This is a genomic window from Acidimicrobiales bacterium (assembly GCA_035316325.1).
Classification (GTDB): domain Bacteria; phylum Actinomycetota; class Acidimicrobiia; order Acidimicrobiales; family VFJN01; genus DASXTK01.
Genome location: DATHJB010000135.1, coordinates 56,008 through 79,258, shown reverse-complemented (window position 1 = coordinate 79,258; position 23,251 = coordinate 56,008). Strand labels below are relative to the sequence as shown.

The following is a 23,251-nucleotide window of genomic DNA, read 5'->3' as shown; positions in this document are numbered from 1 at the left end:
GCCGCCGACAGCACGACGCTGCGGGCGCTGGCGCCGGTCAGCTGAGGTCGGCGGGCGCGAGCACCCCGTCGGCCAGCGGGTTGCGCCCTCCGAGGGAACCCGAGACCGCGTAGGGGCGGAGGCGCACGAACGACCCGGCGTGGTGGAAGGTGCGCTGCCGGTCCTCCCGCATGGCGCGGGTGTGGCCGTCGGCCGACGTGGCGTACGCGTGCGGCTCGCCGCTCGACGCCCACAGCGACAAGGTGGCCACCACCGATTGGGCCACGTTGGCGAACCCGGTGGCCCACAGCAGCCCGGGAGCGCCGACCACCGCGCGCTCGGCCCGGCTGCTCGCCCGCAGGAACGGGAGCGTGCGCCCGCGCCGCAGGTGCCCGATCGTCAGCACGGCCACCGGCCCGTCGCTCTGACCGTCGTCGCGACCGCTGGGCAGGTCGGTGGGCACGCCCGGGAAGTGACCGCCGACCTCCGGCACCGCCCGCAGCGGCTCGAGGCGGGCCGACCAGCCCCCGGAAAGCCGCTCCACCAGCGGGTGGTCGCCGGCCAGGAAGGCGTCGGCGGCGGCATCGTCGTCCCAGAAGGCGACGAGCCCGAGGCGCCCCAGCTGCGGCCGCGGCGGGCGGCCACCCAGCGGTGCGGCGACCAGAGCGCGCGCCTCGCGCAGCCCCGGCACCACGCCCGGCTGCGGCGCCCGGCCCAGCGAGCGCAGCGTCGACGGGACTCCCCCGTCGGCCAGGTGAACCGTTGCGATCATGACGCCTCCGAGGTCAGGGGACGGAGAGTGCCGCGTCGAGGATGGCTTCCTGCTCCTGGACGTGGATGGTGTGCGAGCCGGTGGCCGGGCTGCCCGACTCGTAGCGGCTCACCCTCAGGATGGCGTGGGAGTCGACGAAGCGCTCGGCCAGCCGGTCCTGGGCGAAGGCCCAGGCGCCCATGTTGGCCGGCTCCTCCTGGAGCCACACCAGCTCCTGGGCGTTCGGGTAGCGGGCGACGACCTCGGACAGCCGGTCGTAGGGCCACGGGTAGAGCTGCTCCACGCGCACGACCGCCACCGGCACGCCCCGCTTGTCGCGCTCGGCGAGGGCGTCCTGGCCGACCTTGCCCGACGCCAGCACGATCCGGCGCACCGCGCCCGGCTCGGCGATCGTCGTGTCGTCGAGGACCTCCTCGAACGTGCCCGTGGTGAGCGCCTCGACCGGCGACCGGGCCGACCGGGCCCGCAGCAGCGACTTGGGCGTGAACACCACCAGCGGCTTGCGCACCTCACGGCGCATCTGGCGCCGCAGCAGGTGGAAGTACTGCCCCGCGGCGGTGGGCATCGCCACCTGGATGTTGTCCTCGGCGGCCTGCGTGAGGAAGCGCTCGATGCGGCCGGAGCTGTGCTCGGGGCCCTGGCCCTCGTAGCCGTGCGGCAGCAGCAGCACCAGGCCCGACGTCTGGTTCCACTTGTCCTCGGCGGCCACCAGGTACTGGTCGATCACCGTGCTGGCGCCGTTGACGAAGTCGCCGAACTGCGCCTCCCAGAGGACCAGCGCCTCCTTGTTGGCCACCGAGTAGCCGTACTCGAAGCCGAGGGCCGCGTACTCGGAGAGCAGCGAGTCGTAGATCCAGAACTGACCCTGCTGCTCGTCGAGGTTCTTGAGCGGCAACCACTCCTCGCCGTTCTCGTGGTCGACCAGCACGGCGTGGCGCTGGCTGAACGTGCCACGGCGGGAGTCCTGCCCGGCGAAGCGGATGTCGACACCCTCCAGCAGCAGCGACCCCAACGCCAGCGATTCGGCGGTGGCCCAGTCGACCTCGCCGTCGCCGCGGAACATCTTGTCGCGGGACTCGAACTGGCGGGCCAGCTTGGGATGCACGTGGAAGCCCTCGGGCCAGTTGCTGAGGCCCGAGTACACCCGGTCGACGGTGGCGGCGTCGACGCCGGTCTCCACATGGGCCAGCACGCCCACGGCCGGCGGCGGCGCCGCGGCCCGTACACCGGCGGGCGGGGCCGACTGGCGGGTCTCCTCCAGGGCCTGCTGCAGGCGCTTCTGGAAGTCGTCGAGCGCCTGTTCGGCCTCCTCCAGCGACAGCTTGCCCCGCTTGACCAGCGACTCGGTGAACAGCTTCCGCACCGACCGGCGCTGCTCGATCTTGGCGTACATCAGCGGCTGCGTGTAGCTCGGGTCGTCGCCCTCGTTGTGCCCGTAGCGGCGGTAGCCGACCAGGTCGATGACCACGTCCTTGTGGAACCGCTGCCGGTAGGCGTAGGCCAGCCGGGCGACCCGCACGCAGGCCTCGGGATCGTCGGCGTTGACGTGGAAGATCGGCGCCTGGACGATCTTGCCCACATCGGTGCAGTAGTAGCCCGACCGGGCGGCCTCGGGCGTGGTGGTGAAGCCGATCTGGTTGTTCACCACGAGGTGGATGGTGCCGCCGACGCGGTAGCCCTTGATGTCGCTCATGTTGAGCGTCTCGGCCACCACGCCCTGGCCGGCGAACGCCGCGTCGCCGTGCATGAGGATGGGCAGCGACGAGAAGGCCTCGGGGTCGTTGATCTGGTCCTGCCGGGCCCGGGCCATGCCGACGACCACCGGGTCGACCGCCTCGAGGTGGCTGGGGTTGGCGGCCAGCTCGACGCCGATCTCGACGCCCTGGCGGCTCTGGAACTTGCCGACCTGGCCGAGGTGGTACTTCACGTCGCCCGTGCCCTGGACGGCGTTGGGGTCGACCGTGCCCTCGAACTCCTTGAAGATCTGGTCGTACGACTTGCCGACGATGTTGGCCAGCACGTTGAGCCGACCGCGGTGCGGCATGCCCATGACGACGCTGTCGAGGCCGCCGTCGGCCGCCAGCTCGAGGATGGCGTCGAGGATGGGGATCAGGCTCTCGGTGCCCTCGAGGCCGAAGCGCTTCTGCCCGACCCACTTGGTGCTGAGGAACTTCTCGAAGGCCTCGGCGGCGTTGAGGCGCTCGAGGATGTGCTGCTGGTCGTCGGTGGGCAGCTCGAGGTTGTTCGACTCGATCTGGTCCTGGATCCAGTGCTGCTCGTCGAGGTCCTGGATGTGCATGTACTCGACGCCCGACGTGCGGCAGTAGGCGTCGCGCAGCACCCGCAGGATCTCGCTGAGGACCATCTTGTCCCGGCCGGCCAGGCCGCCGGTGAGGAACTCGCGGTCGAGGTCCCAGATGGTGAGGCCGTAGGTGGCCGGGTCGAGCTCGGTGGCCATCTGCGGCTCGCGCCAGCGCAGCGGGTCGAGGTCGGCGATCAGGTGGCCCCGCACCCGGTACACCCGGATGAGCGTGGCGACCGCCATCTGCTTCTCCAGCAGCGACTGCTCGGTGTTGGCCGGGTTGACGTCACGGCGCCACTTGATGGCCTCGTAGGGCACGCCCAGCGAGCGGAAGATCTCGTCGTAGAAGCCGTCGCCCCCCAGCAGCAGCTCCTCGACCCGCTTGAGGAACAGGCCCGACTCGGCGCCCTGGATGATGCGGTGGTCGTAGGTCGACGTGACCGTGACCACCTTGGAGACGCCCAGATCGGCGAGGGTGACCGGGTCGGCGCCGCGCCACTCGGCCGGGTGGTCGATCGTCCCGACGCCCACGATGACGCCCTGGCCCTGCATGAGCCGCGGCACCGACTGCACCGTGCCGATGGTGCCGGGGTTGGTGAGGGTGAGCGTGGCACCGGCGAAGTCGTCGACCGTCAGCTTGTTGGACTGGACCTTGCGGATGATCTCGTCGAAGGAGGCCCAGAAGGTGCGGAAGTCCATGGTGTCGGCGTTCTTCACCACCGGGACCACCAGGCTCCGGGTGCCGTCGGACTTCTCGACGTCGACGGCGATGCCGAGGCCGACGTGCTCGTGGCGGATCACGCGGGGCTTGCCGTCGGGGCCTTCGAGGTAGGTGCGGCTCATGGCGCTCGCCGACGTGGCGATGGCCCGCACCACGGCGTAGCCGATGATCTGGGTGAAGCTGACCTTGCCGCCGCGGGTGCGGCCCAGGTAGCCGTTCACCACGCGGCGGTTGATCTCCAGCAGCTTGGCGGGGAGGTCGCGGAAGCTCGTGGCCGTGGGGACCTGGAGGCTGGCCTCCATGTTCTCGACGATCTTGGCGGCGACACCCCGCAGCGGCTCGCCGGGCACCTCGGCGGCGGCCGCGGCCTTCGCCGCGGGGGCCGCGGCCTTGGCGGCGGTGGCCGTGGCGGAGCTGCCGTTGGTGCTGGGAGCCGCGGCGGGCGGGGCCGGAGCCGGCGCGGCGGTGGGCGGCACGGCGGCGGCGAGGACGGGCGTGATCTCGGGATCGATGTCGCGGCGGTAGTCGGCGAAGAAGTCGCGCCAGGCGTCGCTCACCGACGACGGATCGGCGAGGTACTGCTCGTACATCTCGTCGACGAGCCAGGCATTCGGTCCCAAGGTGTCGGTCGATCGTTGCTCACCCACAGTCACCGATCGTACCGGTCCTCCCCGGTGCTCCTGTCCCGGTGTCCGGGCACGTTCCGATTACGCCATCGGGTGGCCATCCGCACGCAGCGTCGTTCGCGCGTTTGTCTCAGATCTGTCACCCGGTCCGGACGCCGGCGGGGTATAAATCCCGCGACGGACGGACACGGCACATAAGGGGGTCCTCACTTGAACGGGATCGTCACCCTTCAGGCGCCAGGTGTGAGCAACCGAGCGTTGCGCCCACTCCTCGGTGCTGCAGTCATCGTGCGTACCTTTGCCGCCACCATGCGTGGCACCCTGCTGTCCTGCGTCAAGGACAGCGCCTGGCTCGTGGTCGACGACAGCGACGTCGTGCTCCACCTCGACGAGATCATCTCGATCCGCCGCGATCGATAAATCCCCGACAAGATCACGCTTCTGTCGTCCCTGGGTGGTCCGGGGGGACAGCCAGGGACGGCAGGAGCGAGGTGTAAGGACCTGAATAGTGGTGCTGTAGCGTCGCGCGCTTATGAACAGCGCCCAGTTCATCTTCACCATGCAGAAGGTGAGTCGCTTCCACCCTCCTGACAAGGAGGTGTTGAAAGACATCACGCTGGCCTTCTACCCGGGCGCCAAGATCGGCGTGCTCGGCGCGAACGGCGCCGGCAAGTCGTCGCTCCTGCGGATCATGGCCGGCGTCGACGACGGCTTCACCGGCAACGCCCGGCTCTCCCCCGGCTTCTCCGTGGGCCTCCTGGAGCAGGAGCCGCAGCTCGACGAGGCCAAGGACGTGCACGGCAACGTGATGGACGGCGTCGGCCAGGTCGCCGGGTTGCTCACCGAGTACGACGAGGTGATGGCCGGCTGGGCCGCCCCCGACGCCGACTACGAGAAGCTCGGCGCCCGCCAGGCCGACCTGGAGGCCAAGATCGAGGCCGCCGGCGCCTGGGACCTGCAGCGCACGGTCGACATCGCCATGGACGCCCTGCGCCTGCCGCCCGGCGAGGCCGGGGTCACCAACCTCTCCGGTGGCGAGAAGCGCCGCGTCGCCCTGTGCCGGCTGCTGCTGAGCCGGCCCGACCTGCTGCTGCTCGACGAGCCCACCAACCACCTCGACGCCGAGTCGGTGGCGTGGCTGGAGCGGTTCCTGCGCGACTACCACGGCACCGTCGTGGCCATCACCCACGACCGTTACTTCCTCGACAACGTGGCCGGCTGGATCCTCGAGCTCGACCGCGGCCGCGGCATGCCGTTCGAGGGCAACTACTCCAGCTGGCTCGACCAGAAGCAGGAGCGGCTGGCCAAGGAGGAGCGGGCCGACTCGGCCCGTCGCCGCACCCTGCAGCGCGAGCTGGAGTGGGTGCGCATGGCCCCGAAGGCACGGCAGGCCAAGGGCAAGGCCCGCCTCTCCGCCTACGAGAGGCTGCGGGCCGAGGCCGAGGAGGCCGAGCGCGGGCCGGAGAAGTTGCAGATCCACATCCCGCCGGGCCAGCGCCTGGGCGACCAGGTGATCGAGGTCGCCGGGCTGTCCAAGGGCTACGGCGACCGGCTGCTGATCGACGACCTGTCGTTCTCGCTGCCGCCGGCCGGCATCGTCGGCATCATCGGCCCCAACGGCGCCGGCAAGACCACGCTGTTCCGGATGCTCACCGGGGCCGAGAAGCCCGACGGCGGCGGGATCACGATCGGCTCGTCGGTGGAGATGTCGTACGTCGACCAGTCGCGGGACGTGCTGCAGGGCGACAGCTCGGTCTACGACGAGATCACCGGCGGCCAGGACCTGCTCAAGCTGGGCAGCCGCGAGGTCAACGGGCGGGCGTACGTCGCCTCGTTCAACTTCAAGGGCTCCGACCAGCAGAAGCCGGTCGGGGTGCTGTCGGGTGGCGAGCGCAACCGCGTCCACCTGGCGAAGATGCTCAAGCGCGGCGGCAACGTGCTGCTGCTCGACGAGCCCACCAACGACCTCGACGTCGACACGCTGCGGGCCCTGGAGGACGCGCTGGAGGCGTTCCCCGGCTGCGCCGTCGTCATCAGCCACGACCGTTGGTTCCTCGACCGCATCGCCACCCACATCCTCGCCTTCGAGGGCGACAGCCAGGTGCGGTGGTTCGAGGGCAACTTCAGCGAGTACGAGGCCGTGCGGCACCGCGAGCTGGGCGCCGAGGCCGACCAGCCCCACCGCATCAAGTTCAAGCCGCTCACGCGCTGACGCGAAGGAGGGACCGCCCCGGGGCGGTCCCTCCCCTTCAGCCGGCGCAGCGGGACTGGGATCTGCCGCGCCGACACCTGGCGACTGCGTGCTATGCCACGTAGTCGTTGAACTCGACGAGCATGGCGTGGCGGGTCGTCCCCACCAGCGAGGCCCAGTTGGGCGTGTTGATCACCTGACGCTTGCTGGCATCGCCCCTCGGGTCGTTCGAGAAGGTGATCGTCCCCGTCGCCGGGTTCGACCCCGGCATGTAGACGTCCACCCCGGTCTGGAAGGCCTGCGACGAGAAGTAGGTCAACGGGTCGAGCGACGACACCCGCGGCGAGGCCGTGTTGTCGTGCACGTGCACGCCGGCGACATCGGCGGTCACCCGGCTCAGCACGTTGACCGGGGCCTGGGTGCCGGCCGGCCCGGTGGTGCCGATGTCGAGGTTGTCGAGCCGGGCGCCATGCGAGCCGGCCCGCCACCACTCGCGGTAGCGCAGGACGACCGCGGCGGCGTGGTCGGGCCCGACGTTGGTGTTGGTGACCTGGGCACTGCCGGCCTCCGGCACCTGCAGGCGCAGCAGGTGGGTGCTGTGCGTGAAGGGCTGGAAGTAGTAGTGCATCAGGCCGACGCCGCTGCGGGTCAGGGCGATCTCGTAGGACTGCCCCGAGGTGACCGGCAGCGGACCGAAGTTGCCGTTCGAGCCGATGCTGAAGGTGGCCTGCGGGCCGCCCGTGGTGCGCTGCCCGGTCGCCTGGTCGATGGCCCACAGCTCTCCGGTGGTGCCCGTGGCCGGGGTGTTGACCTGGAAGTTCAGCGCCCGGCCGGCGATCTGGACCTGGCCCGCCTGCGGCGTGATCGTCGTCGTGGCCGGCGCCTGACCGGTGAAGAACTGGTACTGGAGCGCGAACGACTCGGGTGACAGCGACGCCTCGATGTGCGTCTGGCCCAGCTGGGCGGCGGTGATCGCCGTGCACTGGGTGCCCCAGATGCAGAACGCCGAGGTGCCGTCGAGCGCCACGTACTTCTCGACCTTGGCCGACTGGAACGGGTTGAGCAGGTAGCCGAGCATCACCAGCGTGCCCAGCGAGTGGGCGGCGACCCGCACCTGCGACACGCCGAACTCGGTGCGGACCGAGTCGATGAAGGCGTCGAGGCCGCTGGCGTCGGAGCTGTAGTCGAACGCCCGGATGCGGTTCGCCGGGTAGCCGTTGCTGTCGAACCGCATGGCCGGGCTGCGGTACTGCGCCCCGGACCCGAGGTACCCGTGCACGAAGACGATGGGCAGCGGGTTGGTGACCTGGGCCTTGGCCTGCGGCGCTGCCACCGTCGCGGCGGCCGGGCGGACGGCGACGGTGAGCAGCGCGAGCATGGCCACGGCGAGGACGGCTCCGGTGGCGGATCTCGCCCTGGATCGATGGATGACTGAACCTTCCATGGAAGGCTCCCCCTTTGGCTGTGGTGTTCCCCCAGCCGGCCCCCAGTCAACGACCAGCAGCGACGACGTCGCTAAGTCAATTGTTACCGGAACGACGCCGCTTGAGTCAATAAATAAGCCGTGCGCCTTACTTCGGCAGTCACGTCGCACTACGCTCGGCGTCCGAATGGGAAACGACACCCGCGACCGCATCGTCAGTGCCGCCGAACGGCTCTTCGCCGAGCGTGGCATCGCGGGCGTGTCGCTGCGGGAGATCAACCGCGAGGCCGAGCAGCACAACACGGGGGCCGTGCAGTACCACTTCGGCGACCGCGACGGCCTGCTGAAGGCGCTGGTCGACAAGCACCGCTACGACAGCGAGCCCCGGCGCAACGCCCTGCTGGAGCAGTACGAGGACGGCGACGGCGAGGGCGGCCTGCGGGCGCTGGCGGCGGCGCTGGTGCAGCCCATCGCCGCCAAGCTCAACGACCCCGACGGCGGCCGGGCGTACCTCCAGATCGCCGGCGAGTACTACTCACGGCCGGTGTCGTTCGAGCAGCTGTTCCCCGAGCGGGAGCCCGACAACAGCATGGGCCGCTGGAACCAGCTGCTCGACGCCCTGGAGCCCCGGTCCCGCCTCGCGCAGCGCGTGGCCGCCATCCGCTTCACCTTCGCCGAGCTCGCCCGCCGCGCCGCCGAGGAGCCCCACGACGAGGACCGCCTCTTCGTCAGCCACCTGGTCGACACCGTCGCCGCCATCCTCGCGGTCCAACCCAGCCCCCAGACCAAGCGCCTCCGCACCCGCCAGAAGGCGAGCAGCTAGCCCGGGAGCAGGGCGACGACGAGGGCGGCCTGGGCCTCGGGGGTGCCGTCGGTGGGGGTCAGGCGGAGGTCGGGGTGCTCGGGGGGTTCGTAGGGGTCGTCGATCCCGGTGAAGCCGGTGATCTCGCCGGCGCGGGCCTTCTTGTAGAGGCCCTTGGGGTCGCGGGCCTCGCACACGTCGAGGGGCGTGTCGACCCACACCTCCAGGAACGGGACGCCCGCCTCCCGGTGGATCGCCCGCACGCGGTCGCGGTCGGCCCGGTAGGGGCTGATCACCGGCACCACGGCGACGACGCCGGCGTCGGCGAACAGGCGGGCCACCTCCCCCACCCGGCGGATGTTCTCGGTGCGGTCGTCGGCCGTGAACCCGAGGTCGGCGTTGAGCCCGAGACGCAGGTTGTCGCCGTCGAGCACGTAGGCGGCCCGGCCGGCAGCGACGAGCCGGCGCTCCACCTCCACCGCCACGGTCGACTTCCCCGAGCCCGAGAGGCCCGTGAACCACACGGTGGCACCGCGCCAGGGCCGTTCGTCGGCACCTACCGCACCCTGGTGCCAGGTGACGTCGCGGGTCATCGGGCTAGGGCACGTCGGTGGGGCCGAGGATCATGCCGGCCGCCACCGTGTTGTTGGAGACCTCGTCGACCAGCACGAAGCTGCCGGTGCTGCGGTTGCGCCGGTACTCGTCGAAGAACAGCGGCACCGTGGTGCGCAGCCGGATGCGGCCGATCTCGTTGAGCGTCAGGCTCTCGGCCTGCTCATCGCGGTGCAGGGTGTTCACGTCGAGCCGGTACTGCAGGTCCTTCACCAGGGCCCGGCCCCAACGGGTGGTGTGCTTGAGAGCCAGCTTCGCTCCCGGACGAAGCTGGCTCTCAGCGGTCAGCCAGCAGACCATGGCCTCCAGGTCCTGACCGACGTGGGGGCGGTTGCGGTCTCGACAGATCATGTCACCTCGGGACACGTCCACGTCGTCGGTCAGCCGCACGGTGACCGCCATCGGAGCGAACGCCTCCTCGACCGGCTCCCCGTTCGGACCGTCGATGCCGGCGATCGTGGACGTGAACCCCGAGGGCAGCACCACCACCTGGTCGCCGGGCTTCAGCACGCCGCCGGCCACCGTGCCGGCGTAGCCCCGGTAGTCGTGGTGCTCGTCGCTCATCGGCCGGATGACGTACTGCACCGGCAGGCGGGCATCGATCAGGTTCCGGTCCGAGGCGATGTGCACCTCCTCCAGGTGGTGCAGCAGCGGAGCGCCCTCGTACCAGGGCGAGTTGGCCGACCGGGTGACCACGTTGTCGCCGTGCAGCGCCGAGATCGGCACGAACGACAGGTCGACGACCTCCAACTTCATCGCGAAGGAGCGGAACTCGGCCTTGATCTCCTCGTACCGCTCCTGCGACCAGTCGACCAGGTCCATCTTGTTGACGCAGACCACCAGGTGCGGGATGCCCAGCAGCGACGCCAGGAAGGCGTGCCGGCGGGACTGCTCCAGCACACCCTTGCGGGCGTCGACCAGCACCAGGGCCAGGTCGGCGGTCGACGCCCCCGTGACCATGTTGCGCGTGTACTGCACGTGGCCGGGGGTGTCGGCGATGATGAACTTGCGCTTGGGGGTGGCGAAGTAGCGGTAGGCGACGTCGATCGTGATGCCCTGCTCCCGCTCGGCCCGCAGGCCGTCGGTGAGCAGCGCCAGGTTGGTGTACTCGTCGCCCCGGTCGCGGCTGGTGCGCTCCACGGCCTCCAGCTGGTCCTCGAAGATGGCCTTCGAGTCGTACAGCAACCGTCCGATCAGCGTCGACTTCCCGTCGTCCACCGAGCCCGCGGTCGCGAACCTGAGCAGTTCCATCTCTAGAAGTAACCCTCGCGCTTGCGGTCTTCCATCCCGGCCTCCGAGATGCGGTCGTCGCCGCGGGTGGCGCCCCGCTCGGTGACCCGGGTGACCGCGGTCTCCTCCACGATCGCCTCGGGCGTGGTCGCGGTCGACTCGACGGCGCCGGTGATGGTGGCGTCGCCCACGGTGCGGTAGCGCACCAGCTTCTCCACCACCTCCTCGTCGGGCAGCAGCGACGTGAACTCGGTCTCGGCCAGCCACATGCCGTCGCGCTCGAACACCCGCCGCCGGTGGGCGAAGTAGATCGACGGCAGCTCCACCCGCTCGGTGGCGATGTACTGCCAGATGTCCAGCTCGGTCCAGTTGCTGAGCGGGAACACCCGGATGTGCTCGCCCTGCCGGTGGCGGCCGTTGTAGAGGTTCCACAGCTCGGGTCGCTGGTTCTTCGGGTCCCACTGGCCGAACTCGTCGCGGAAGCTGAACACCCGCTCCTTGGCCCGAGCCTTCTCCTCGTCGCGGCGGCCGCCGCCGAACACGGCGTCGAACCGGTTGACCTCGATGCCGTCGAGCAGGGCGAAGGTCTGGAGCCGGTTGCGGCTGGCCCGGGGGCCCGTCTCCTCGACCACCTTGCCGGCGTCGATCGCCTCCTGGACGCTGGCCACGATCAGCCGCAGCCCGAGCTCGGCCACCCGCTGGTCGCGGTAGGCCATCACCTCGGGGAAGTTGTGGCCGGTGTCGACGTGCATCACGGGGAACGGCAGTCGGGCCGGGGCGAAGGCCTTCGCCGCCACGTGCAGCATGACGGCCGAGTCCTTGCCGCCCGAGAACAGCAGCACCGGCCGCTCGAACTCGGCGGCGACCTCACGGATCACGTGGATCGCCTCGGCCTCGAGGGCCTGGAGGTGGCTCAGCTCGTAGGGGGCGGTCGTGGGCATGAGCGCCCAAGGTTAAATTCCGACCAAACTGGTAAGCAATACGAGTCCCGGCACCATCGGTGACCGTGTTACGAATGCCGGATGCCCGTCGACCCGACCGTGACCGCCGACGACCACGCGCTGGCCGCGCAGTTGGCGACGGAGGCCGGCGAGCTGCTGGTGGAGTTGCGGGCGAAGGCGGAGTCGTGGCCGGGTTGGCGGTTGGGCGACCTGGGCGACTGGGAGGCCCACAAGCTGCTGGTGGCCCGGCTGGCGGAGCTGCGGCCCGACGACGCCGTGCTCTCCGAGGAGGGTCGGGAGGATCCGGCCCGCCTGGTGGCACCCCGGGTGTGGATCGTCGACCCGCTCGACGGCACCCGCGAGTTCGGGGAGGTGCCGCGGGTCGACTGGGCGGTGCACGTGGCGTTGGTCGTCGGCGGCGTGGCCGCGGCGGGGGCGGTGGCCCTGCCGGCCCAGGGGATCACCCTGGCGTCGCAGCCGGCCCCGGTGCTGCCGCCCCGACCGGAGGGCCCGCCACGGATGGTGGTGAGCCGCAGCCGGCCGGCCGAGGAGACTCGGATCATCGCCGCCGCGCTGCGTGCCGACGTCCAGCCGTTGGGCTCCGCGGGGGCCAAGGCGATGGCGGTCGTGCGGGGCGACGCCGACATCTACGCCCACGCTGGCGGGCAGTACGAGTGGGACTCGGCGGCGCCCGCGGCCGTCGCGATGGCGGCCGGCCTGCACGCGTCGCGGCTCGACGGCTCGCCGCTCGTCTACAACCAGCCGGACCCCTACCTCCCCGACCTGCTCATCTGCCGGGCGGAGCTGGCCGACCCGATCCTCGCCGCCCTCCGCTGACCCCGACCCCCGGGCAAATTGCGTTCGAGAACCCGCACATGGCGGGCCGACGAACGCAATTTCCCGAGGTCGGCGACGGCCAGCAAGACTCCGGGCATGGTTGTGGCCCCCACGGACCTTGCGGTCGGGTCCTACAGCGAGGACCCGCCCTGGACGCTCGACGACCCCGAGAACCTGCCCTGGCGCCGGGGCCTCGCCGAGGAGCGGGCCCGGGTCCGTGCGCAGGTCCCTGAGCTGGTCAAGCCGAGCCGCTGGCCACCGGGCCGCCGGGTGTTCACCGTGGCCCGCCACATCGTCCCCGCCGTGGGCCTGTGGGCCCTGCGGGAGAAGCGGCAGGGCGACAGCGTCAGCCGGGCCGGTATCTCCCGCCGTCTCCGGGAGGCCGCCGAGCGCCTCGGCCCCACCTACATCAAGCTGGGCCAGATCATCTCGTCGGGCGAGGGCATCTTCCCGGTCGAGCTGACCGACGAGTTCAAGAAGTGCCGCGACCGGGTGCCGGCCGAGCCGTTCGCCACCGTCCGCCGGATCGTCGAGGAGGACTTCGGCCGGCCGCTCGACCAGGTGTTCCGCTGGGTCGACCGCACCCCGCTGGCGGCGGCGTCGATCGCCCAGGTGCACGCGGCGACGCTGCGCAGCGGCGAGCGGGTGGTCGTGAAGGTCCAGCGCCCCACCGTCGCCACCCTGGTGCACGACGACCTCCGGGTGCTCGCCTGGGTGGCTCCCCACCTGGTCGGGCGCATCCCGATCGCAGCGCTGGCCAACCCACCGGCCCTCGTCGAGCTGTTCGCCGAGATCATCTCCGAGGAGCTCGACTTCCGGCTCGAGGCCGAGAACATGCTCGACGTCGCCGCCATGTTCGCCGCCCTCGAGCAGCGCCACTACGTGATCCCCCGCCCCCACCCCGAGCTGGTCACCCGGCGGGTGCTGGTGATGGAGCGCCTCGACGGCTTCGCCTTCGACGACGTCGCCGGCATGAAGGAGGCCGGAGTCGACACCGAGGCCGTGGTGCGGGCCGGGATGATCGGGTCGGTCGAGGGTGCCCTGCTGCACGGCATCTTCCACGGCGACCTGCACGGCGGGAACCTGTTCGTGCGGGCCGACGGTCGCACCGCCCTGCTCGACTTCGGCATCACCGGCCGGCTCGACGAGTTCCGCCGGGTGGCGCTGCTGCGGCTGATGATGGGCAGCGCCGGCAACGACATCCGCGGCCAGCTGGCGGCCCTGCGCGACCTGGGGGCGCTGCCGCCCGACGTCGACCTCGACCAGGTGGTCCAGGACCTCAAGCTCGACCAGCCGCCGGTCGATCCCACCACGCTCACCGGTGAGCAGCTCGTCGGCGAGATCCAGCAGGTCATGAAGGCGCTGCTGGGCCTGGGAGCGAAGTTCCCGAAGGAGCTCATGCTGTTCGTGAAGAACATGATGTTCCTCGACGCGGCCATCGGCCGGCTCGCCCCCGACCTCGACCTCTTCGGCGAGATCGCCGAGCTGTCGATGTACTTCGCCACCCGTCACGGCGACCGCATCACCGCGGAGGTGGGCATCGACCCCCGCACGGTCGAGGTCGACCTCACGGGGGTCAAGGCCAGCTTCGGGGTCGACTCCTCCACGGAATCCATCACCCATCGAGACCTGATGGCCCGCCGCGCCACCATCCGGGAGAACATGGCGGCGAGCCGCAAGCGCCGGGGTCGCTGAGCCCCGCTCTGCAGATCGCTCAGAGCGAGTCGACCTGGGCGGTCGGCACGATCGTCAGCTCCGATATGCACACGTGGCGGGGCAGGGACAGCGCCGCCACCAGAGGTCCCGCGACGTCGTCGGGCTCGAGGGCGGTGATCTCCTCCAGCCACTGGAGCAGGGCCTCCCGGCGGCCGGCGTCGGTCACGTTGGTCTGGAGCTCGCTGGCCACCAGGCCGGGCCGCAGGTTGAGGGTGCGGACGCCGAAGGGCGCCAGGTCCAGGTGCAGGTCGTGGCACAGCTTCGTCACCGCGGCCTTGCTGGCGCTGTAGAAGGCGTAGCCGGGGAAGGCCAGCCGGTCGCCCACGGACGACACCAGCACCAGGTCGGCCGTCCGCCCTTCGGCCGCGGCGGCGATGAGGTGGGGCACGGTGGCGGCCAGCGTGGCGGCGATGCCGGTGAGGTTGACGTCGATGGTGCGCTGCCACAGGTCGAGGCGGGTGTCCTCCACGTCGCTGGGGAGCATCACGCCGGCGCTGGCCACCACCAGGTCGGGAGGGCCCAGCTCGTCGACGACCCGCTCGACGGCGGCGGCGACGGCTTGGGGGTCGGTCACGTCCACCGGCACGGGAGTGACGCCGTCGCCGAGGTCGGCGAGGCGGTCGGCCCGGCGGGCGACCGCGGCCACGAGTGCCCCGGCGTCGGCCAGCTGTCGAGCGACGGCCTCGCCGATGCCGCTGGACGCGCCGGTGACGAAGGCGACGCGCCCGGCGAGGGGGCGGGTGGAGGCGTCGGTGCGGTTCTGGGTGTGGGTTTCGGTCATCCCGTCGATCGTGCGGGCGACGGCCGGGCCCAACCAGGTCGGCTCGTAGGTGGTAATCGCAGGGACAGGCCGCTGCGCCGTCGGCCGGGCACACTGACGGGGATGGCCGACGTCGACAGCAGCCTGGGAGCCTTCCTGCGGGCCCGCCGCGCTCGGGTCGATCCGTCCGACCTGGGCCTGCCCGTGAACGGGCGCCGTCGGACCCCCGGGCTGCGGCGCGAGGAGGTCGCCAGCCTGGCGGGCGTCAGCGTGGAGTACCTGATCCGCCTGGAGCAGGGCCGGTCGTCCCGCCCGTCCACCGAGGTGCTCGACGCCCTGGCCCGGGCGCTGCGACTCGACCGGACGGCCCACGCCCACCTGCGCCTTCTGGCCGGCATCGCCGCGCCGCCACCGTCGCCGACGGCCGCGGTGGGCACGGCGGTCGAGGCGCTGGAGGCGCTGGCACCCAAGCCCGCCTACCTGATGTCGCCGCGCCTGGAGGTGATCGCGGCCACCCCCGCCGCCCGGGCGCTCCTGGGCCCGCTCGGCCGGCAGCCCACGCCGAGCTTCCCCCGCTGGTTCTTCCTCGACCCGGCCTCCCGCGACTACCACCCCGACTGGGCGACCGACGCCGCCAACTGCGTCGCCTTCCTGCGTTCGGCGCTGCACCCGGACCACGACGACCCCGAGCTCGAGGCCCTCGTCGCCGAGCTGGCGGCAGCGAGCGCCGACTTCCGCCGCCTGTGGGACGACCACGACGTCAAGCCGTGCGCGACCGGCTACAAGCGCTTCGCCCACCCGGTGGTCGGCTCGTTCACGGCGGCCTACGAGTCGTTCCGGTCGTTCGACCAGGCGGTGATCCTGGTCCTGTACCGCCCCGCCGGCGACGAGCGGTCACGCACCGCGTTCGAGTTGCTCACCACCGTGGAGCTCGACTTCGCGTAACGTCGGCCGCCATGCGATTGGTGGTGGCCCGGTGCACGGTCGACTACGCGGGGCGCCTCACGGCGCACCTGCCCGAGGCCACGCGGCTGCTGATGGTGAAGGCCGACGGGTGCGTGGCGGTGCACGCCGACGGGGGCGCCTACAAGCCGCTGAACTGGATGAACGCCCCCAACGTGCTGACCGAGGACCTCGACGGCACCGGTCAGGAGGTCTGGACCGTCCGCAGCCCCAAGGGCGAGGCGCTCACGATCACGCTGCACGAGGTGCTGTCCGACCAGAGCGTCGACATGGGCGTCGACCCGGGCCTGCAGAAGGACGGCGTCGAGGCCCACCTGCAGGAGCTGCTGGCGGCGAACTGCGAGGCGATCGCCCCCGGCCTGCGGCTGGTCCGACGGGAGTACCCCACCGACATCGGCCCGGTCGACCTGCTGTGCCGTGACGCCGACGGGCGGGCGGTCGCCATCGAGGTCAAGCGCCGGGGCGAGATCGACGGCGTCGAGCAGCTGACCCGCTACCTGGAGTTCCTCGAGCGCGACCCGCTGCTGCGCCCGGTGCGGGGCGTCTTCGTCGCCCAGCAGATCAGACCGCAGGCCAAGGTCCTCGCCACCGACCGTGCGATCGCCTGCGTCGAGGTCGACTACGACGCCCTCCGCGGCATCGAGTCCGACGTCCTCAAGCTGTTCTGAGCCGTCCTTCTTCGAGGACGACCAGGTTTCCCTCGGAGTCGCGGAAGGCGGCCTGCCAGACCTCGGTGCCCGGAGGGCCGAACTGGCCGGTGTCGTCGCGGAAGATGAGGTGCGGCTCTCCCTCCAGCTCGACGCCGGCGTCGCCCAACGCCGCATGTGCCGCGACCACGTCGTCGACCTCGAGGTAGAGCAACGACGCCGGCGCCCCACCCTCGAGCAGGAGCCGCGTCTCCCCGAGGTCGAAGAACCCCAACCCGGGCGGCTCGAACTTGGCGACGAACCGCAGCCCGACCACGTCCCGGTAGAAGGCGATCGCCCGGTCGAGGTCGTCGACGTGCAACGCCACCTGCCGCAACCGCCCCGTGGCGACACCCATCGCGGTAGCCCTACTCGTCGTAGCCGAACATGTTGGCGTTCGGCCTGGCCTGGGCGACCAGGTCGAGCACGGCGTGGCCGAGGGTCTCGGGGTCGTCGTCGGGGTTCTCGATCGTCGGGCCCCGGTGCCAGCCCTCGGAGACCGAGAGCATGCGGCCGGAGACGTCGAACACCCGGCCGGTGACGCTCGCCGACAGCGGGCTCGCCAGCCAGCAGACCACGGGAGCGATGTGCCGGGGCGACATCGACTCCTTCGTCTCCTCGGAGGCCCCGCCCATGCCGAGGTCCTCGGTCATGCGGGTGAGCGCCGCGGGGGCGATGGCGTTGACGGTGACCCCGTAGCGGCCCAGCTCCTTGGCGGCGATGATCGTGAAGGCGGCGATCCCGGCCTTGGCGGCGCCGTAGTTCGTCTGGCCGACGTTGCCGTAGATGCCCGACGGCGACGTGGTGTTGACGATGCGGCCGTCCACCTCCTCGCCGGCCTTGGAGCGCTCGCGCCAGTGGTTGGCGGCGAAGTGCGCCGGGGCGAAGGTGCCCTTGAGGTGCACCTGGATGACCGCGTCCCACTCGGCCTCGGTCATGTTGACCAGCATCCGGTCGCGGAGGATGCCGGCGTTGTTGACGAGGACGTCGAGCTTGCCGAAGGCCTCGATGGCGGTGTTGACCAGGGACTCCGCGCCCTTGAAGTCGCTGATGTCGTCGGTGTTGGCCACGGCCTCGCCGCCGAGCGCCTTCACCTCGTCGACGACCTCCTGGGCGGGACCGGCGTCGCTGCCGCTGCCGTCGCGGGTGCCACCGAGGTCGTTCACCACGACCTTGGCGCCCTGTGCGGCCAGCAGAAGGGAGTGCTCCCGACCGATGCCGCGCCCGGCACCCGTCACGATCGCTACCCGTCCGTCGCAGATTCCCATGTGGTCGTTCCCCCTGGGGTCGAGGCCCTGCCGGCGACGGACCGTAGTGCGATGGCCATTCCGTCGCACAAACGTCGCCCAACCGTCACGAGAGGTGGTTGGGAATGCCCCCCTGGCACGTGGCAGGGTTGTTGCCTTGTGTGGGTATAGGGGACCCGCCCGAGAAAGACCGACCACCGGGAGTTAGGGACATCGACAGCGACGGCGAGCGCCGCGACACCGCAGTGGACGACGAGGTGGGGGCACACAGCGATCCCACTGCGGACGTAGGCGACGAGACCACGAGCGACGCGCCGGACACCGCGCGCGCCGACGACAGCGACCACGGCGGCGACACCGCGGCCGACGACAGCGAGACCGACGACAGCGAGACCCCCGAGGACGCGTCGCGCCCCGACGCGGAGCCGCCCGTCACCCGCCAGATGCCGGTGGTCGACGCACCCCTGGTCGACCCGGACGCTCCCTCCGACGCCGAGACGGCGTCGACGCCCGACGACGACCCCGAGGCCGAGACACCGAGCTCGTCCGGCACCGACTGGGCTGCCATCAGCGCCGCCCTCGCCGCGACGAAGCCCGACAGCACTCCCGAGGCTGAGGAGCCAGAGGCCGAGGCGCCGAAGCCCGACGCAGCCGGCAACGGCACGGCCGCCGCGGCCGCCGCGGCCATCGCCGCGGTGGGCGAAGAGCCGGCGGTCACCCGGCAGATGCCGGTGATCGACGCTCCCCCGCCCACCGACGAGCCCGCAGCAGCCCCCGGGCGCGTCTTCGACGTGCCCACGGTTGCCGCCGCGACCACCGCCACCCCGTCCACCGACGCCGACGCCGACACGGACACCGCCACCGAGGCGGATGCCGACGCCGAAGGCCCCGACGGTCCCCGCCACTTCCGCTCCGGCAAGTTCCCCGCGGTCACGGCCGACGAGGCGCCGCCCGACGGTCGCCAGCTGCCCAAACTCGCCCTCATCGCCGCGCCGGTGGCGCTGCTGGTCCTGCTGATCGCCGCCTGGGCGATCGACACCGCCACCCACTCCGGCGAGGTGGTCCGCAACGTCGACCTGGCCGGCACGTCGATCTCCGGCACCAGCGAGGACGATCTGCCCGGGGCCGTCTCGGAGCTGGCGGTCAGCACCGCCGCCCGGGAGGTGACCCTCACCTCCGACGGCCGCACCTACCAGACCACGGTGAGCGACCTGGGCCTGACGATCGACCAGGAGGCCACCGTCGACGCGGCGATGGACACCGGCCGGGGCGGCTTCCTGTTGGTCCAGCCCTTCAAGTGGTTCGGGTCGTTCTTCGGCGGCAACGACGCGCCCCTGGAGCTGACCGCCGACGACGCGAAGACCGTCGAGACGCTGCAGCGCCTGCAGGGTGCCGACCGCACCGAGCCCGTCGAGCCGACGATCGAGCTCACCGCCAACGGGTTCGCCATGAAGGCGGGCCAGCCGGGCGTGGGCATCGACGCCGACGAGGTGACCTCGGAGCTGCGCCGGGCCGTCCTCGCCGCGCCCGACGGCGCCATCGAGATCGACGCCGCGTCGCAGGACGAGGAGCCCACCTTCACCGACCAGCAGGCCCAGGACCTGGCCGACCGGGCGAACGGGATGACCGCCGACGGCCTCACCCTGACGGCCGAGGAGTACTCGGCGCCGGTGCCGGCCGCGACGCTCCGGGGCTGGCTGAGCCCGACCGTCACCGACGGCCAGCTCGACCTGGCGTTCAACACGGACGCCGCCACCCCGGCGTTGCCCGGACTCCTGGGCGGCCTCACCGCCGAGCCGAAGAACGCCACCGTCACCCTCAACCCGAGCGGGCAGCCGGTGGTGACCCCCGGGGCGAACGGCGTGGAGTGCTGCGGCGAGGGCTCGGCCGACAAGGTCTGGCAGGCGCTGCGCGACAGCCAGCCCGAAGTCGCCCTCGAGGCCAAGGTCGTCGAGCCGGAGCACACCACCGCCGAGGTCGAGGCCTGGGGCATCAAGCAGCCGATCGGCGGCAACCGCGGCTTCCAGAACGGCGCCGAGATCCCCAGCGGCCTGGCGGCAGGCTTCACCACCTACCACGGCGCCGGCGAGCCCCGGAACAAGAACATCGAGCGGATCGCCGACGAGGTCCGGGGCGCGGTGATCCCACCGGGCGGCGAGTTCTCGATCAACGACCGCGTGGGCCAGCGCTCCTACGCCGACGGCTACGTCGACGCCGGGGCCATCCGCGAGGGCCGGCACGTGTCGGAGGTCGGCGGCGGCATCTCGCAGTTCGCCACCACCACGTTCAACGCCGCCTACTTCGCCGGGCTCGACATCCTCGAGTCGCAGTCGCATTCGGAGTGGTTCACCCGGTACCCGCCCGGCCGCGAGGCCACGATGGGCTTCCCCCACCCGGATGTCCGGATCCGCAACAACACGCCATACGGTGTCCTGATCTGGACGTCGTACACGCCGACCAGCATCACGGTGACCTTCTACTCCACGCCGCACGCCCAGGCCGAGCAGACCAACAAGGCCGAGTCGATGAACGGGGCGTGCCGCGTGGTGGTCACCACCCGCACCCGCACCTACCCCGACGGCACCACGGAGCAGGACCAGTTCAAGTCGACGTACCGCCCCGAGGGCAAGCGCTGCGACGGCTCGGTCATCCCGCCGGCCGAACCCCCTCCGCCCCCGCCACCCCCGCCGGGCGGGTGATCCCGTGACCGCCGACGCCACCGACGTGGTGGTCGTCGGCGGCGGTCCGGCCGGCGCGGCCGCGGCGATCACGCTGGCCCGGGCCGGCGTGGCGGTGACCGTCGTCGACAAGGCCCGCTTCCCCCGCGACAAGACGTGCGGCGACGGGCTGACCACCGGCGCCCTGCGTCTGGTGGAGGACCTGGGCCTCGACCCGCGGTCGGTGGCGTCGTGGCAGCGGGTCGACGACGTGGTGGTCCGCTCGCCGTCTGGCCGGGAGTCGGTGTTCCCGCTCCCCCGCGGCCAGGGCACCTACGCCGCCGTCACCCGCCGGGCCGACCTCGACGCCGCGCTGCTCGACCTGGCCCGAGACGCCGGCGCCAAGGTGCTCGACGGCCACGCCTGCCGGGCCGTCACCGAGCACGACGACGCCGTGGACGTGGAGGTCGCCGACGTCGGCGTGGTGCGGGCCCGCTGGGTCGTGGCCGCCGACGGCATGTGGTCGCCGGTGCGCAAGGCGCTCGGGCTCGACACCCGGGGCTACCGGGGCGAGTGGCACGCCTTCCGCCAGTACTTCGGCAACGTCGGCCCCCGGGCGGCGTCGGAGCTGTTCGTGTGGTTCGAGCCCGACCTGCTGCCGGGCTACGCCTGGTCGTTCCCGCTGCCCGACGGCCACGCCAACGTGGGCTTCGGGATCCAGCGGGGTGGGAAGGTGGGTCGCATCCAGGACATGGCGGCGATCTGGCGGGAGCTGCTCGACCGGCCCCACATCCGGGCGGTGCTGGGCGACGACGCCGTGGCCGAGGAGGCCCACAAGGCCTGGCCCATCCCCGCCCGGGTCGACGACGTGGTGCTCACCGGCCGGCGGACCCTGTTCGTGGGCGATGCCGCCGCCGCGACCGACCCGATGACCGGCGAGGGCATCGGCCAGGCGCTGCTCACGGGGATGCTGGCGGCCGAGACGATCACGTCGGGCGGCGACGCGGTCGACGTGACCGGCCGCTACCGCACCGCCGTCGAGCGGGCGCTGGTCGCCGACCACAAGCTGTCGCTGCTGCTGATCCGGGCGCTGCGGCATCGCAAGGGGGCCCGGGCGGCGGTGCGGCTGGCCGGCTCGACCCGCTGGACCCGGGGCAACTTCGCCCGCTGGCTGTTCGAGGACTACCCCCGGGCGATCCTGCTGACCCCCCGCCGCTGGCACCGCGGAGTGCTCTCGGGCCCCGGCACCTATCGCTCGACGCCGTTACCCTGAGGGAGACGCTCGACACCGAGCGTCTTCTTGCGGGAAAGGACGGGTCCCATGTCCCTCGACGTCTCTCCAGCCCTGCTCCGCCAGGCCGAGGAAGGCACGGTCGACGAGGCCGACTTCCTCGACGCGGTGCGCACCTCGCTCCCCTACGCCTATGACCTGATCGCCGGTCTGGTCGACGACCTCGGCCACAGCGATGCCGAGTTCACCGACAACCAGACGCCACCGCCGTCGGAAGCCGCCCGGGGTCAGCTGCTCCGCGCGCTCGCGAGCGACGCGATCCGTGGCAGTCTCGAGCGGCACTTCGGCGTGCGCCTGGCGTTCCAGAACTGCCACCGGGTGGCGGCGTTCCGGCTCGGCGCCGCCGACAGCGACACCTACCAGCGGTTCACATCGGTGCGGGCGCAGCTCCTCAACCAGTCGCCCTTGCTGCGCGACTGCTGAAGGTCGACCGGCGCACTCCATCCCCCCCAGGGGTGCGCCGGTCTCTCCTTCGACTGAGTCTCTCCAAGAGATCTTGACCCGCGGGTCAAGTTCGGGTCAGCCTGGGGTCATGCTTCGGACCCGGCTGACCGACACCCTGCAGATCGAGCGACCCGTGATGCTCGCCGGCATGGGCGGTGTGTCGTACCACCAGCTGGTGACGGCGGTGTCGGAGGCCGGTGGGTTCGGGTGCCTGGGGGCGTCGACGATGCGACGCGAGGAGATGCGCCAGGAGATCGCCGCCGTCCGGGACGCCACCGACAAGCCCTTCGGCGTCGACCTCCTGACGGCCAGCCCCGCCGACATGGTCGCCCAGGTGGAGGACGTCATCCGGGGCGGCGCCTCGGTGTTCGTCGCCGGGCTGGGCGTGCCGCGCGACGTGATCCAGCTGTGCCACGAGCACGGCGTCGTCGTGGTGAACATGTGCGGCAAGGTGCGCCACGCCGTCGACGCCGTGGCCGCGGGCTGCGACATCGTGGTGGCCCAGGGCACCGAGGCCGGCGGCCACACGGGCCAGGTGGCGACGATGGCGCTGGTCCCCCAGGTGGTCGACGCCGTGGGCGACCGGGTGCCGGTGGTGGCCGCGGGTGGCATCGTCGACGGGCGGGGCCTCGCCGCGGCGCTGGCCCTGGGCGCCGACGGCATCTGGGTCGGCACCCGCTTCATCGCCACCCCCGAGGCCCGCAGCGTGGTCGGCTACAAGGACACCCTGCTGGCCACCAAGGAGGACGGCACGGTGGTGACCCGGGCCTACACGGGCAAGACGTGCCGGGTGGTGGCCAACGACTACACCACGTCGTACGTGACCGGCGGCCGGGCGACGCAGCCGTTCCCCCAGCAGTTCGTCGTGTCGCTCCAGGACGGTGCCAACCACCTGGGCGGCGACGAGTCGACCACCGGCGTCGACCCGGCGATCGAGTTCTTCCCCGCCGGCCAGGGCGTGGGCGCCATCGACGAGCTGGTCCCGGCGGCCGAGCTGGTGGAGCGCTTCGTGACGGAGGCCGAGGCGGTCCTGGCGAAGCTCGGCCGTTAG

19 protein-coding genes are annotated in these 23,251 nt (G+C 71.7%); 10 read left to right on the top strand and 9 right to left on the bottom strand.

The genetic code is table 11. The features are described 5' to 3' along the window. Window positions 1-37: 37 nt before the first annotated feature. Window positions 38-751 (bottom strand): hypothetical protein, encoded by a 714-nt coding sequence (locus VK611_18090; GenBank protein HMG43247.1) that lies wholly within the window; start codon window positions 749-751, stop codon window positions 38-40. 13 nt (window positions 752-764) lie between these two features. Beyond that, window positions 765-4,421: a multifunctional oxoglutarate decarboxylase/oxoglutarate dehydrogenase thiamine pyrophosphate-binding subunit/dihydrolipoyllysine-residue succinyltransferase subunit gene (locus VK611_18085; protein HMG43246.1), complete on the bottom strand. Its 3,657-nt coding sequence runs from the start codon at window positions 4,419-4,421 to the stop codon at window positions 765-767. Between the two features lie 511 nt (window positions 4,422-4,932). Between VK611_18085 and ettA the strand changes: the two genes are divergently transcribed. Beyond that, window positions 4,933-6,612 carry an energy-dependent translational throttle protein EttA gene (gene ettA / locus VK611_18080; GenBank protein HMG43245.1) on the top strand — a complete coding sequence of 560 codons (1,680 nt, stop codon included), beginning with the start codon at window positions 4,933-4,935 and terminating at the stop codon, window positions 6,610-6,612. Between the two features lie 91 nt (window positions 6,613-6,703). On the opposite strand, the gene VK611_18075 is transcribed toward ettA, so the two are convergent. Then, on the bottom strand, window positions 6,704-7,969 hold the full coding sequence (locus tag VK611_18075) for a hypothetical protein (protein ID HMG43244.1): 1,266 nt from the start codon (window positions 7,967-7,969) through the stop codon (window positions 6,704-6,706). Between the two features lie 232 nt (window positions 7,970-8,201). On the opposite strand from VK611_18075, the gene VK611_18070 reads away from it, so the two are divergent. Beyond that, the gene (locus VK611_18070; GenBank protein ID HMG43243.1) at window positions 8,202-8,837 is read left to right on the top strand and encodes a helix-turn-helix domain-containing protein; all 636 of its coding nucleotides are present in this window, start codon (window positions 8,202-8,204) and stop codon (window positions 8,835-8,837) included. Here VK611_18070 and cysC read toward each other — a convergent pair. Genes cysC through cysD form a run of 3 tightly spaced genes read right to left on the bottom strand, consistent with a single transcriptional unit; the run spans window position 8,834 to window position 11,599 of the window. Further along, a complete protein-coding gene (gene cysC, locus VK611_18065; GenBank protein ID HMG43242.1) occupies window positions 8,834-9,409 on the bottom strand; it encodes an adenylyl-sulfate kinase in 576 nt (191 codons plus the stop codon). The genes VK611_18070 and cysC overlap by 4 nt on opposite strands. Window positions 9,410-9,413: 4 nt before the next feature. Continuing rightward, on the bottom strand, window positions 9,414-10,679 hold the full coding sequence (locus VK611_18060; protein ID HMG43241.1) for a GTP-binding protein: 1,266 nt from the start codon (window positions 10,677-10,679) through the stop codon (window positions 9,414-9,416). 2 nt (window positions 10,680-10,681) lie between these two features. After that, window positions 10,682-11,599, bottom strand: a complete 918-nt coding sequence (gene cysD / locus VK611_18055) for a sulfate adenylyltransferase subunit CysD (protein ID HMG43240.1) — start codon at window positions 11,597-11,599, stop codon at window positions 10,682-10,684. 81 nt (window positions 11,600-11,680) lie between these two features. On the opposite strand from cysD, the gene VK611_18050 reads away from it, so the two are divergent. Further along, entirely contained in the window at window positions 11,681-12,436 is a 756-nt protein-coding gene (locus tag VK611_18050) for an inositol monophosphatase family protein (GenBank protein ID HMG43239.1), read from the top strand. A gap of 96 nt (window positions 12,437-12,532) precedes the next feature. Then, window positions 12,533-14,131 carry an AarF/UbiB family protein gene (locus VK611_18045; protein ID HMG43238.1) on the top strand — a complete coding sequence of 533 codons (1,599 nt, stop codon included), beginning with the start codon at window positions 12,533-12,535 and terminating at the stop codon, window positions 14,129-14,131. 19 nt (window positions 14,132-14,150) lie between these two features. Here VK611_18045 and VK611_18040 read toward each other — a convergent pair whose 3' ends face one another. Further along, window positions 14,151-14,933 (bottom strand): SDR family oxidoreductase, encoded by a 783-nt coding sequence (locus tag VK611_18040; GenBank protein HMG43237.1) that lies wholly within the window; start codon window positions 14,931-14,933, stop codon window positions 14,151-14,153. A 102-nt stretch (window positions 14,934-15,035) separates the two neighbouring features. On the opposite strand from VK611_18040, the gene VK611_18035 reads away from it, so the two are divergent. Both VK611_18035 and nucS read left to right on the top strand, forming a co-directional pair. Next, window positions 15,036-15,857, top strand: coding sequence for a helix-turn-helix transcriptional regulator (locus tag VK611_18035; protein HMG43236.1), 822 nt, complete (start codon window positions 15,036-15,038; stop codon window positions 15,855-15,857). A gap of 11 nt (window positions 15,858-15,868) precedes the next feature. Continuing rightward, window positions 15,869-16,543, top strand: a complete 675-nt coding sequence (nucS, locus tag VK611_18030) for an endonuclease NucS (GenBank protein ID HMG43235.1) — start codon at window positions 15,869-15,871, stop codon at window positions 16,541-16,543. On the opposite strand, the gene VK611_18025 is transcribed toward nucS, so the two are convergent. Both VK611_18025 and VK611_18020 read right to left on the bottom strand, forming a co-directional pair. Next, window positions 16,530-16,919: a VOC family protein gene (locus VK611_18025; GenBank protein HMG43234.1), complete on the bottom strand. Its 390-nt coding sequence runs from the start codon at window positions 16,917-16,919 to the stop codon at window positions 16,530-16,532. The genes nucS and VK611_18025 overlap by 14 nt on opposite strands. Before the next feature lie 10 nt (window positions 16,920-16,929). Further along, window positions 16,930-17,829, bottom strand: coding sequence for an SDR family oxidoreductase (locus VK611_18020; GenBank protein ID HMG43233.1), 900 nt, complete (start codon window positions 17,827-17,829; stop codon window positions 16,930-16,932). 224 nt (window positions 17,830-18,053) lie between these two features. On the opposite strand from VK611_18020, the gene VK611_18015 reads away from it, so the two are divergent. The 4 genes from VK611_18015 to VK611_18000 all read left to right on the top strand — a co-directional run bounded on the left by VK611_18015 (window position 18,054) and on the right by VK611_18000 (window position 23,251). Further along, a complete protein-coding gene (locus VK611_18015) occupies window positions 18,054-20,507 on the top strand; it encodes a VanW family protein (GenBank protein ID HMG43232.1) in 2,454 nt (817 codons plus the stop codon). Between the two features lie 4 nt (window positions 20,508-20,511). Next, window positions 20,512-21,738: a geranylgeranyl reductase family protein gene (locus VK611_18010; protein ID HMG43231.1), complete on the top strand. Its 1,227-nt coding sequence runs from the start codon at window positions 20,512-20,514 to the stop codon at window positions 21,736-21,738. A gap of 48 nt (window positions 21,739-21,786) precedes the next feature. Further along, complete coding sequence (locus VK611_18005) at window positions 21,787-22,179, top strand: SCO5389 family protein (protein HMG43230.1); 393 nt, start codon at window positions 21,787-21,789, stop codon at window positions 22,177-22,179. A gap of 109 nt (window positions 22,180-22,288) precedes the next feature. Continuing rightward, on the top strand, window positions 22,289-23,251 hold the full coding sequence (locus tag VK611_18000) for a nitronate monooxygenase (GenBank protein ID HMG43229.1): 963 nt from the start codon (window positions 22,289-22,291) through the stop codon (window positions 23,249-23,251).